The 12115-nt window shown below is 62.5% G+C and carries 13 protein-coding genes; 9 read left to right on the top strand and 4 right to left on the bottom strand.

Translation table 11 applies throughout. The annotated features are described in order from the left end of the window. Both AC1DX0_RS02490 and AC1DX0_RS02485 read right to left on the bottom strand, forming a co-directional pair. The coding region (locus tag AC1DX0_RS02490; RefSeq protein WP_477354174.1) for an LLM class flavin-dependent oxidoreductase at positions 1-521 on the bottom strand (521 nt) is incomplete at its 3' end. A gap of 506 nt (positions 522-1027) precedes the next feature. Further along, complete coding sequence (locus AC1DX0_RS02485) at positions 1028-1921, bottom strand: LysR substrate-binding domain-containing protein (RefSeq protein ID WP_477220737.1); 894 nt, start codon at positions 1919-1921, stop codon at positions 1028-1030. 117 nt (positions 1922-2038) lie between these two features. Here AC1DX0_RS02485 and AC1DX0_RS02480 point away from each other — a divergent pair, with 117 nt between their 5' ends. From AC1DX0_RS02480 to AC1DX0_RS02465, 4 genes are read left to right on the top strand one after another with little or no spacing between them, the layout of a single operon-like run. After that, complete coding sequence (locus tag AC1DX0_RS02480; protein ID WP_477220736.1) at positions 2039-3475, top strand: MFS transporter; 1437 nt, start codon at positions 2039-2041, stop codon at positions 3473-3475. 17 nt (positions 3476-3492) lie between these two features. Beyond that, positions 3493-4485 carry an aldo/keto reductase gene (locus AC1DX0_RS02475; protein WP_477220735.1) on the top strand — a complete coding sequence of 331 codons (993 nt, stop codon included), beginning with the start codon at positions 3493-3495 and terminating at the stop codon, positions 4483-4485. Between the two features lie 46 nt (positions 4486-4531). After that, the gene (locus AC1DX0_RS02470) at positions 4532-5686 is read left to right on the top strand and encodes an aldo/keto reductase (RefSeq protein WP_477220734.1); all 1155 of its coding nucleotides are present in this window, start codon (positions 4532-4534) and stop codon (positions 5684-5686) included. Continuing rightward, on the top strand, positions 5686-6315 hold the full coding sequence (locus tag AC1DX0_RS02465; protein WP_477220733.1) for a flavodoxin: 630 nt from the start codon (positions 5686-5688) through the stop codon (positions 6313-6315). The genes AC1DX0_RS02470 and AC1DX0_RS02465 overlap by 1 nt, the downstream gene beginning before the upstream one ends. 89 nt (positions 6316-6404) lie before the next feature. Here AC1DX0_RS02465 and gloA2 read toward each other — a convergent pair whose 3' ends face one another. Together gloA2 and AC1DX0_RS02455 are read right to left on the bottom strand one after the other, a co-directional pair. Next, entirely contained in the window at positions 6405-6809 is a 405-nt protein-coding gene (gene gloA2 / locus AC1DX0_RS02460; protein WP_477220732.1) for an SMU1112c/YaeR family gloxylase I-like metalloprotein, read from the bottom strand. Positions 6810-6915: 106 nt separating this feature from the next. Then, positions 6916-7818 (bottom strand): GNAT family N-acetyltransferase, encoded by a 903-nt coding sequence (locus AC1DX0_RS02455; protein WP_477220731.1) that lies wholly within the window; start codon positions 7816-7818, stop codon positions 6916-6918. On the opposite strand from AC1DX0_RS02455, the gene AC1DX0_RS02450 reads away from it, so the two are divergent. The 5 genes from AC1DX0_RS02450 (at position 7766) to AC1DX0_RS02430 (ending at position 12108) form a co-directional block, all read left to right on the top strand. After that, positions 7766-8050, top strand: coding sequence for a hypothetical protein (locus AC1DX0_RS02450; protein WP_477221101.1), 285 nt, complete (start codon positions 7766-7768; stop codon positions 8048-8050). The genes AC1DX0_RS02455 and AC1DX0_RS02450 overlap by 53 nt on opposite strands. Positions 8051-8058: 8 nt before the next feature. Continuing rightward, on the top strand, positions 8059-9183 hold the full coding sequence (gene argE / locus AC1DX0_RS02445; RefSeq protein ID WP_477220730.1) for an acetylornithine deacetylase: 1125 nt from the start codon (positions 8059-8061) through the stop codon (positions 9181-9183). A gap of 12 nt (positions 9184-9195) precedes the next feature. Then, positions 9196-10119: a 2-hydroxyacid dehydrogenase gene (locus AC1DX0_RS02440; RefSeq protein WP_477220729.1), complete on the top strand. Its 924-nt coding sequence runs from the start codon at positions 9196-9198 to the stop codon at positions 10117-10119. A gap of 23 nt (positions 10120-10142) precedes the next feature. After that, complete coding sequence (locus AC1DX0_RS02435; protein WP_477221086.1) at positions 10143-10496, top strand: cupin domain-containing protein; 354 nt, start codon at positions 10143-10145, stop codon at positions 10494-10496. Between the two features lie 148 nt (positions 10497-10644). Beyond that, positions 10645-12108: an aldehyde dehydrogenase family protein gene (locus AC1DX0_RS02430; RefSeq protein ID WP_477220728.1), complete on the top strand. Its 1464-nt coding sequence runs from the start codon at positions 10645-10647 to the stop codon at positions 12106-12108. The last annotated feature ends 7 nt before the right edge of the window (positions 12109-12115 follow it).

Below are 12115 nucleotides of genomic sequence, written 5' to 3'. Positions count from 1 at the left end.
CCTTCGAACAGCTTGTAGAGCACCTCGACATATTCGGCCGCGACCTCATAGCGGTTGTCATGGCTTTTCAGGCCGGCCTGGCCGACATTCTTGGCGCCGCTTTCCAGATACGAAGTGACGATGTTCCAGCCGACGCGGCCCTTGGTGTGATGGTCGGCGGTCGAAAGACGGCGGGCGAAGGTGTAAGGGTGTTCGAACGAGGTCGAGGCGGTAATACCGATGCCGAGATGTTCGGTGGCAAGCGCGATCGGCGCGGCGAGCTGCAAGGGATCATTGACCGGAATCTGCGCCGCTTGCTCGATCGCGTGGTAGTTCGAGCCCTTGTAGACGTCGTAATAGCCGATGACGTCGGCGATGAATATGCCGTCGAAAATACCGCGCTCGAGCGTGCGAGCCAGGTCCTGCCAATAGTCCAGGTCCTTGTATTTCCACGACTTGTCGCGTGGATGCTTCCAGAGGCCAGGGGACTGGTGGCCAACGCAATTCATATCGAAAGCGTTGAAGCGAATATGCCGACCCATCCGTCACTCCTTTGATAGCCCTGTCGGGCGACTGCGGGAGGAACCTACCGATAAGGCGGCCGTCAACGAAGACAGAATATAATGTCTATGGATTATATATAGAATTATTATTTCGCCTTGAGCCGGGATCATGGCACGCTTGGACAGATCGCCTTTGAACCTCCAATGGATCTGCATCAAGCTTTTGCTGGTGCTTAGGTGTTCTGGCAGTGCTCGGGGGGTGCAGGCATCCGCGCTGTCCGGCTTCGTCTTCGAAAGCCCCGATTCGCCCGATGGCAGCGGCCCGGCTTTGACGCGGTCATCGCCAGTCTGATCCGACCAACACGGATTTTCGAACGCCCTTGATCGCGTCGTGCTGCTCAGGCTTTCGCAGGGATCGATCATGGCGCTCGACGCGCCGGCCATGTTCCAGAATGACCGCAATGGGGGCCGAAAGCGGACAGGCGGCTCACAGCTCGGACATGTTCGAAATCAGTCTTTTTGGACGATGGCTCCAGGCTGATGCATCACTTTCGATGGCGCAGCAGTTCGACGACGGTCTGGAACGCCGGCGAGTTCTGTCGCCGGCTTGGATAATAGAGGTGAAAGCCAGACGTGGGCGGACACCATTCACTGAGCACCTCTATCAGTGTGCCTTTGGCCAGGTGCTCGGAGACGCTGTCCTCGGGTACGAACGCAATGCCGTAGCCGGCGATTGCAGCCGTCACCAGGGACCTGATGGTGTTGAAGGTCAGTTGCCCATCGACACGAACGCGCTGGGCGCGGCCGTCTTTCTCAAATTCCCAGGCGTAAAGACCGCCTAACGTGGCCAAGCGCAGATTGATGCAATTGTGCCGGATGAGGTCTTGCGGAGTTTCTGGCCGGGGGGTTCGTGAGAAATAGGCGGCAGATCCTACCGGCACCAGCCTTACCTCAGGCCCGATGCGCACGGCAATCATGTCCTTTTCCAAGCTCTCTCCCAGACGCACGCCGGCATCGAAGCGCTCTGCGGCAATGTCGGTGAAGCCATGATCGATGTACAGTTCAACCTTGATGTCCGGAAACCCGGCGAGACCCGCGGCCAGCTTCGGCCACACGACTGTATCGGCTGCGTTTTCGCTGCAGGTGATGCGCACCGTGCCGGCGGGCTTGTCCCGCAAGTCGCTTAACGCCGCCAATTCCGACTCGATCTCTTCCAGTCGCGGCGCAGCCGTCCTGATCAACCTCTCGCCGGCTTCCGTGGTGGACACACTGCGGGTGGTGCGCGTCAAAAGCCTGATCCCGAGTCGATCCTCTAGCCCGCGTATGGTTTGGCTCAGCGCAGACTGAGAAACTCCCATCTGGGCGGCCGCCCGGGTGAAACTGCGCTCCCTGGCGACGGCCACAAGCGCGAGCAGGTCAGTCATGTCCTCTCGCCTCATTCATTAGTGCTCCTTATTGTTTCTTGCCGATACTAGCATCTAATCGAATGAATGAAACGGGCCTAGTTTGCCGTCACGAGATGGGCGGACGTGCCGCCGGCAACGAAAGCAACGCCAATGACTTTGCGATCTGGGCAAGTAGCGCATCCCAACACGGTTCTCGCCACTGTGCTGACCGTGTACCTGATGATTCTGCTGGACCTTTGCATCGTCTACACGGGCATGCCGGAAATCGGTCGCACCATGGCGATGAGCCCGATCATGCAGACGTGGGTGCAAAACGCTTATCTGCTGTTTTTCGGCGGCTTTCTGCTTCTGTCGGCTCGTCTCGGTGACACATTCGGTCGGAAGCGGGCCCTGCGGCTGGGCGTTATCCTGTTCACGCTGGCCTCCCTCGTGATCGGTTTCTCGCAGTCGTCGTACGAGCTGATCGCCGCACGCGCCGTACAAGGGCTTGCGGCATCCATCCTGGCGCCGAGCGTGCTGGCGGTTATCTCTACCACCTTTGCCGAAGGCAGCGAACGCACGCGTGCCCTGTCGTGGTACTCGGTCGTCGCCGGCGCCGGCGCAAGCCTTGGCATGGTCCTGGGCGGTGTTTTTGCGGGCCTGTTGTCGTGGCGAATTGGGTTCCTGGTCAACCTTCCGATCGGCATCGGCCTCCTCTTCGCGATCAACCGCATCATTCCAGACGGCGAACGCATGCAAGGCCGCTTCGACATTATTGGCGCCGTCGCCTCGACGCTTGGCATGGGCCTGCTGGTCTACGGTCTGGTCAATTCGGCCGCTCAAGGCTGGCAAACCCCTGTCACGTTGCTTTCCCTTGGTGCAGCCGCAGTCGTCCTGGCTTTCTTTCTCTGGTTCGAAAGGCGTGCCGCCTTTCCGGTACTGCCACTGCGTCTTTTCGCGAGCCGGGAGCGGTCGGCCGCCTATGCCGGGCGTATGCTCTATATCGGCTCGATGGTGTCGTTCTTCTTCTTCACCACGCAGTTCATGCAGCAGGTGCTGGGTTACACAGCACTGCAGGCCGGGCTGGGCTTCCTGCCGATGACTGTTCTGACCTTCGGCTCTGCGGTGACGATTCCACGACTTACCCGCGTCGTGGGTGGGCCCGTGCTTCTCATCGTTGCGCTGGCGTCCATGGCGGTCGGCTTGGTCTGGTTGGCTCAAGCCGGAGCCACGGCAACATATTGGCAACTGGCGCTTCCGATGATCCTCATCGGTATCGGGAACGGCACCGCCATGGCGCCGTTAACCGCTGCGGGCGTCCACGGCGTCGAACCTCGCGACCAAGGTGCTGCCTCGGGCGTGGTCAACGTTGCTCATCAGCTCGGCGGCTCGATCGGCCTCAGCGTCTTGATCGTGGTCTTCGCTTCAGCAGCCAGGCCTGCAGCGTCAGCAGCTACGGCCATCGGTCACCAGATCAGTGCCGCCATGCTGGGCGCGGCCGTCATGAACATCGTCGCGATCGCCTTGGCGGCCGCTTTCATCCTGCCGGCCAGCAGGAGCAACGGCGCCGCGCTGCCGGGTTCCGGCCTGTTGCCTCAGACAGACTAACGACAAGGAGAAAACCCATGAAAAAGCGCACACTTGGAAAAGACCTGGAAGTCTCGGCCATGGGCCTTGGTTGCATGAGCTTCGCCTCGACATACGGTGAGACGGGTGGCCATCAAGAGTCGATCGAGATCATTCGCGGCGCCTTCGATCTGGGCGTCACCCTTTTCGACACCGCCGAGGCCTACGGGCCCTTCACGAACGAGGAACTGGTCGGCGAAGCTCTTCAGCCTATTCGAGACAAGGTCGTCATCGCCACCAAGTTCGGCTTTGATATCGACCTTGCGACCGGTAAGCGGAACGGCGGGACCAACAGCCGGCCGGAGCACATCAAGGCGGTTGCCGAGGCCGCTCTCAAACGCTTGCGCACCGACCACATCGACCTGTTCTACCAGCACCGCGTCGACCCCAACGTGCCGATCGAAGACGCCGCCGGCGCCGTGAAAGACCTCATCACAGACGGCAAGGTGAGACACTATGGGCTCTCGGAAGCAGGTGTCGGCACCATCCGCCGCGCCCACGCCATACACCCTCTCACGGCCGTACAGAGCGAATACTCCCTGTTCTGGCGCGATCCTGAGGCCGAGCTGCTGCCGGTGCTGCAGGAGCTTGGGATCGGCTTCGTGCCGTTCAGCCCGCTTGGCGCCGGGTTCCTCGCCGGGAAGATCGACGAGAATACGAAATTCGAGCCAGGTGACTTCCGCAATTCGGTGCCCCGGTTCTCACCTGAAGCGCGCAAGGCCAATATGGCGCTGGTCGACGTGGTCAAGGTCGTTGCGGAGCGCAAAGGCGCCACGCCCGCCCAGGTCGCACTCGCCTGGCTGCTCGCGCAGAAGCCGTGGATCGTGCCGATCCCCGGCACGAAAAAGCTTTCACGCGTCGAAGAGAACGTCGGCGGTGCCGATGTCGAGCTGACCGAGGCCGACCTTTCCGAGATCCGCGTCGGTCTGTCCAAAATCAAAGTGCAAGGCGAGCGGTTGCCGGAGGCGGTCCTGAAAATGACCGGGCTCTGAGAACGCATGCTGGCGTTGGATGAACTCACGAAGGAAGGAATAAGCAATGCGATCAGAAATCACCCGAGTAAGCCGTCGCAGCCTGCTTGCAGCGGCAGGCGTGCTGGCGGCCGCACCGCTCGCAAGCGGTGCCTGCGCTCAGTCGAATGGAGCTTCGCCAACCATCGCAAATGCGCCGCAGACAGACGTGTCAAAGCGCCGGAAACTGGGCTCCCTTGAAGTCTCGGCCGTCGGGCTTGGCGTCCAGAATATGAGCCGCACCTATCAGATGACGGTCCCTACACGAACCGAGATGCACAACATCATCCGGGTCGCCTTTGATCACGGCGTAACCTTTTTCGACGCGGCCGAAGCCTATGGCCCCCATGAGGTCGAGCGGATCCTGGGCGAGGGCATCGCGGGTTTCCGTGACAAAGTCGCAATCACCTCGAAATTTGGTTGGAACATCGATCTGGAGACCGGCAAACGCCTCCCCGGGCTCAACAGCAAGCCCGATCACATCAAGCTCGCTGTCGAGGGCATGCTCAAGCGGCTGCGCACCGACAGGATCGATCTGCTCTACCAGCACCGCGTCGATCCGGAGGTGCCGATCGAGGACGTTGCCGGCGCCGTCGGAGATCTCATGGCAGAGGGCAAGGTCCTCCATTGGGGCCTCAGCGAAATGGGTCTCAAGACGCTTCGGCGCGCCCATGCCGAACGACCCGTGACTGCGGTGCAGAGCGAATACTCGATGCTGTGGCGCGGACCGGAGGAATCGGTCCTTGCGACTTGCGAGGAACTCGGCATCGGCTTCGTGCCATGGAGCCCGCTAGGCGTTGGTTTCCTGACCGGGGCGATTGACCAGGCTACGCGTTTTGCCCCCGGCGACATCCGCGCCATTGAGACCCGTTTTTCGCCGGACAATTTGCCGAACAATCTTGCGCTTGTTGCTCTCGTTAGAGACTGGGCCAAGCGCAAGAACGCAACGCCCGGCCAGATCGCCCTTGCATGGCTGATGGCGCAGACGCCTTGGATAGTTCCTATTCCCGGCACGACCCAGATGGCCCACATGCTCGAGAACATAGGAGCAGCCTCGATTGAATTTTCGCCGTCAGAGGTTGCGGAGCTGAATGCGGCGGTTGCGGCAATCGAGGTGCACGGTCAGCGGCTGCCCGATGCAGTCTTGGCCTATTCGGGCGTGGAAGCGGCGCCGAGATCGTGATGCGTACCAAGCCGAGCACAATGATGCCCAACACCGCAAAACCCACTCGACGAGAGATGCTTGTGTCTTCGCTGCTTTTTCCGCTGGCCGCCGTCAGCGCCATGTCCGCTGCATCGGCTAGCGCCGAATCTGGCGCAGGCGGCAAGCCGCTGGTCGCCTATTTTACGCGCAGCGGCAACACACGCACCATAGCCGCCCTTCTCAGCCGTGACCTCGACGGCGACCTGTTCGAGATAGAGCCGGCTACGCCCTATCCAGCCGACTATTTCGCTACGGTTGACCAGGCAACGCACGAACGCGAGAGAGATTTCCTGCCGCCACTCAAAGCGAGCGTCAGTAATCTCAGTTCTTATAAAACCGTGTTCCTCGGTTTTCCAATTTGGGGTGCTTCGGCGCCACCGATTGTTCGTTCATTCCTGGCCAACCAGGACTTCTCCGGGAAGACCATAATTCCGTTCAATCTGCACGGAGGCTACGGCCTTGGGAACAGCCGCGAAACCATAGCAAGGGCCGCGCCACAGGCAAGTTTTGCCCCAGGGTTCGTCATGGAGGGCCTTCAGGAGCGGCGGACCACCGAGCAGGTGCGCGACTGGCTGACTAAGTCGGACTTGGCTCCGGAAAAAAGGTAGACGGCGAGAAAACGGCTCGCCTTACGGCTTTTCGATATGTGTCGCGAACGGATGGCCGCGTCACCGCCATTCCAGCGTCGATGACGTCGTCACGAAAGCGACCCGTTCCTTGTAGGGACTTCGTACAGTTCCAGCGGCAATTCATCCGGGTCTCTGAAAAATGTAAACCGTTGATCCGTATATGGGTCGATCCGGATTGGCTCAACGGCAACGCCGGCGGCTTCCAGCCGCGCTATTACCGGATCAAGATCCGCCACGGCAAATGCCAGATGTCTCAAGCCTGTCGCCTCTGGATGGGAGGGCCGCATCCCGGGTGCGGGGAAGGAGAACAATTCCAGTTGGATGGATCCGATCCGCAAATCCGCCTTCCATGACTGCCGCTCCTCCCGATAGACCTCACGGATCAGATCGAGGCCGAGAAGTTCGACGTAGAACCGTCGCGACCGCTCGTAGTCGGTGCAGATGAGTGCGACGTGGTGAATGGCATTCAACATGGTGCCAACTCTAGCCAAGCTGGAATCCGAGGCCAAGGTCGCCAATTTTTGAGTTGGCTTCTGCCACCGACATGATCTGCCGCACTGGCCTGTATCCTGGAATCAACTACCCGAGAGTCTGACTGGCGAGAGCGTAAGTCATCGGTGCAATTGCACCGCCGACGGCAAAATCGGCGAGGCGTTTGCCCAGCGACATGGTGAGCACCGTGTCGAAAACCGGCATTCCGCTATGCGACAGAAAGGCGGCGAACTCGCCATTGTCCATGTGGGTGTCGATGCGCAGGAAAGACCCGGAATGGTCGGCCACGTGCGGCTGGACGACCGCCACGGCGTCGGCATCGCTTTGCGCCACGACCGGCCCCACGACATGGCCCCGCCCGAACGGCCGGCAGAGCGCGAATGCGTTCAGCTTATCGCCCTTGAAAAGACCATAGCCGGCCGAGTGTGCGAAAAGCTTCTCGATGAGCGCCGCCCGCCTCACGCCAAACCCTGCCGCGTCGAGCGCGATCACGGCGGGAAAATCATTTTCGACCAAACTCCGGACTTCGCCGCGGGTATTTTCCTGCCCAACTGTCGTCTGCGCACGGACGATGCCCTGGCATTGATAAACGGTCTTCTCCGGCTGGAAGTCGAGCGAGAGATAGAGCCGCCTTGCCGCGCGCGTTGCGTTGAGGCGCAAGTCGCGGCCGACGACCTTGTCGAAGACCCGCTTCATCAACCATTGCCCCGCCCCCAACGTCTGGAGTCGCGGTGAGGTGATGACCATGCCCACGGTGGCGAAATCGGCACCATGCGTGAACCACATGGCCGAGCCGAGAACCCGGCCAATCTCATCGAGCGCCACCAACCCCTGCCCCGATTCACGCACGAATTGCCAATCCTCGGCGCGATGCGGCCATCCCACGGAGAGCGAGAGCGCGTGCAAACGGTCCAGTTCGACGTCTTCGATGTCGCCAATGCGCATCGAGAAGGTATCGATTTTCAAGCTTCCGGACGGCTTCAATTCCATGCCCCTGCAAGATTTCCGCACCAGAGCGCCACCCACTGATGGCCACCCTCTGCTCGCCAACGCTAAACGAGCAGACCGATACGATTTGCTCGAAAGCCGCGCAGCAACGCAAGATTCAACTGAAACATTTCAGCTTTCGGCACGCAATCGCGAAAGAACGCGCACATCCTCTTTGGAAATTTGGCAGCTTATGGTCGACGGCACCGATTCCGGCGAACCCGAAACGCTTTGAGGGCTGGAATGGACGTCTTCGACATCCTCGATCGTCTCGTCGCCTTTCCATCGGTCGCCGGCAGGCCGAACGGCGATATCGCCGGCTGGATCGCGACCTATCTCGCGGAACTCGGAACCCAGGTCACCGTGGTTCCAGGGCCGGAAGGCGATCGTTCCAATCTTTTCGCGACGATCGGCCCCGCCGACGTCCCTGGATACATTCTGTCCGGCCACATGGACGTTGTTCCCGCCAGCGAGCCGCAATGGAGTTCGAACCCTTTCGCGCTTCGCCGGGAGGGCGAACGGCTCTACGGACGTGGCACCACGGACATGAAAGGGTTTCTGGCCGCGGCGCTCGCGGCCGTGCCCACACTGGCGGGACTGCACCTTGCCAGGCCAATCCACCTCGCCTTCTCCTATGACGAGGAGGTGGGATGCCGCGGCGTGCCGCATTTGATCGCCCGCCTTCCCGAGCTTTGCGCCAAGCCGCTCGGCGTGATCGTCGGCGAGCCGAGCGGCCTGCGCGCCGTGCGCGGCCACAAGGGCAAGGCAGCCGCCCGCGTGATCATCAACGGGCGCTCCGGCCATTCCTCGAGGCCCGATCTCGGGCTCAACGCCATCCATGCCATGGTCGCGGCGCTGAGCGCGGCAGTGAACGAGGCCGAACGGCTGACGCACGGTCCGTTCGACGCCGCCTTCGAGCCGCCCTACTCCTCGCTGCAAGCGGGCGTCGTGGCCGGCGGACATCAGGTCAACATCATCCCCGACACCTGCACGCTGGACCTGGAGGCGCGCGCCATACCCGGCGTCGACCCGGCCAGCCTGCTGGCGCCGGTCAAGGCGCGGGCCGAGGCTCTCGCGGCCGATGGCTTTCGCATCGAGTGGACACCGATAAGCGCCTATCCGGCGATGTCGCTGCCGCCAGACGCACCGCTAGCGGGACTGCTGCATGCCTTGACCGGCGAGGTGCCGCTTGCCGCCGTCAGCTACGGTACGGAGGCCGGGCTTTACCAGGCCGCCGGGCTCGATGCGATCATCTGCGGCCCTGGCGACATCGACCGCGCCCACAAGCCGGACGAGTACATCCTTGCCAGCGAGCTCACGGCCTGCCAGCGATTGATCGAGGCCTTGGGCGCCCGCTGCGCGGCTTGACGAGGAACCGGAATGACATTTCTGTTCAACTCCGATGCGCGCCGCGGGGCGGTCTTCGCCGATGCCTTCGCGAGAGAGCTGCCGGACGTCCCCTTCACGATGGATGCCGCAACGGCCGATCCCGACACCGTGCGTTACCTGATCAGCTGGACCGTGCCGGATAATCTCGGCCGCTACAGGAACCTGGAAATCCTGTTTTCCATCGGCGCCGGCGTCGACCAGTTTCGCCTCGATACGGTGCCTGCGAACGTGAAGATCGTGCGCATGATCGAGGACGGCATCGTGCGCATGATGCAGGAATATGTGACGCTTGCCGTGCTCGCGCTCCACCGCAACCTGCCTGGATATCTGGCGCAGCAGCGCGCCGGCGAATGGGCAGATATCGCGCAGCCGCAGGCCCGGTCGCGCCGGGTCGGCGTGCTCGGCCTGGGGCAGCTTGGCCAAGCGGTCCTCGACCGCCTGAAGCCCTTCGGCTTCCCGCTTGCCGGATGGAGCCGCTCGCCGCGGCTGATCGAGGGCGTGACCTGTCATCATGGCGAGCCCGGGCTGAACGAGATGCTCGCGGCCAGCGACATTTTGATCTGCCTGCTGCCGCTGACCGAGGAGACGCGCGGTTTCCTCGACGCCGAGCTGTTTGCAAAACTGCCCAAGGGCGCGGCGCTCGTTCACACCGGCCGGGGGCCGCAGCTTGACCAGGAAGCCCTTGTCGCCGCGCTCGACAGCGACCAACTTTCGGCGGCGATGATCGACGTCACCGATCCCGAACCACTGCCGGCCGGCCATCCGTTCTGGTCGCATCAAAAGGTCATTTTGACCCCGCATGTCGCCAGCGTCACCCAGCCCGCCAGCGCCGCACAGGCCGTTGTCGAAAACATCAGGCGTTACCGCGCCGGCCTTGATCCCATCGGGCTCGTCGACCGGTCGCGCGGCTATTGAAACTCAACATGAAAGGCCATCCCTTGTCCCTGCTCAAGACCGTCGATACCAGCCCTGCCTTCCCACCGCGCGAATCCGGGGCGCTGCCCGAACGGCTGATTTCCGGCAACCCCGCCTTCAAGACCTGGGCGCAGGATGTCGCCAAGGACGACCTCGTCCATACCGGCGTCTGGGAGGCGACGCCTGGCGAAACGCGCTCGATCAAGGGCGAGACTTTCGAGTTCTGCCACATCCTCTCCGGCGTGATCGAAATCACGCCCGACGGCGGCAGACCTGTGACCTACCGCGCCGGCGACAGCTTCGTGATGAAACCTGGCTTCACCGGTGTTTGGAAGACCATCGAAACGGTACGCAAGATCTACGTAACCGTGGGGTGACGGGAGCGTGCGAGGCGCAGGCCTCCGCAACAGATTTTGCCGTCTGTCATCGCCGGCACACAACAATCATCCGCGACCGATCGCCGAACGGTGCATGCTGCGCCAGAGCCCGCGTTAGGCTCCGGCAGAATACTCCAGAGTGGGTGCCATGGGCTTGAGCTTCGACCCGGATACTGTCTCCCTCCCCGTCGGCCATTTCATCGGCGGCGAGCTGATCGCGGCCGAGGGTGCGATCGAGATGCACCGACCGTCGGACGGCGAGCCATACGCCACCTGCCCGGTGGCCGGCGCCGATATGGTCGACCGTGCCGTGGAAAGCGCCAAGGCGGCGCTGAAGTCCAGCAACTGGGGTGGTGTTCGGCCGCGCGAACGAACGAAGGCGCTCCAGGCCTGGGCCGACCTGATCGAGGCGGAGGCCGAAACGCTGGCCAGGATCGAGGCGCTGTGCTCGACCCGGCCCGTCGGCCAGCTCGTTGCCGGCGACATCGCCATCACCGCCGAGCAGATCCGCTTCTTTGCCGAATTCGCCGACAAGGAAGGCAGCGAGCTCGTGCCGACCGACGACGCCACTCTCGGCATGATCATGAGCGAGCCTTATGGCGTGGTCGGCGCGATCACGCCCTGGAATTTTCCCGTCTCGATGGCCGGATGGAAGCTTGGCCCGGCATTGGCCGCGGGCAATGCGGTGGTGCTGAAGCCGTCCGAAATGACGCCCTTTTCGGCAGTCTATATGGCGCAACTCGCCGTAAAAGCTGGCCTGCCGGCAGGACTCATAAACGTGGTGCTGGGAGACGGTCCGACGACCGGCACGGCGCTGACCGGCCATGCCGAGATCGCCAAGGTCAGCTTCACCGGCTCGACCCGCGCCGGATCGGCGATCATGGAGAACGTCGCCCGCACCGGCGTCAAGCCGATGACGCTGGAACTTGGCGGCAAGAGCCCGCAGATCGTCTTTGCCGATGCCGATCTGGACAAGGCGGCGACGGCCATCGCCGGCAGCGTCACCTTCAATGCCGGCCAGGCCTGCGTGGCCGGCACGCGCCTGATCGTCGAGAACAGCGTAGCCGACAGGCTCACGGCTGCCATACTGGAGAGGATGCACGTGGTGCGGCCCGGCCCGACCTGGGACGAGGCGACGCAGTATTCGCCTGTTATCTCGGAGCGGCAGCGGGCGCGTGTCGACAGCATCGTCCGGGCCGCGATCGCGGCCGGCGGCGAATGCCTGACCGGTGGCAGCGTCATTGACAGCCCCGGCTATTTCTACCAGCCCACGCTGATCGCAGATGTCGACCAGGCCAATCCGGCGATCGTCGAGGAAATCTTCGGCCCGGTCCTGACCATCCAGACCTTCGAGACCGAGGAAGAGGCGCTGGCGCTGTCCAGCCATCCAACCTACGGACTGGCTTCCGGCCTGTTCACCGCCGACCTGTCCCGTACCATCCGCTTCGCACGCAAGCTCGAAGCCGGCACCGTCTGGGTCAACCGCTACAGCCGCTCGCGCGACCATATCCTGCCAACCGGCGGCTACAAGCGCTCCGGCATCGGCAAGGATCTCGGCCGCGAGGCCTATCTCGCCAACCGCAGGACCAAGAGTGTCCTGATCAGCCTCTAGAGAGATG

This window comes from Mesorhizobium sp. P3_A9, from assembly GCF_056402975.1.
Note: the sequence above shows the minus strand (reverse complement) of the source record. Positions and strands in the feature narration are given on the sequence as shown.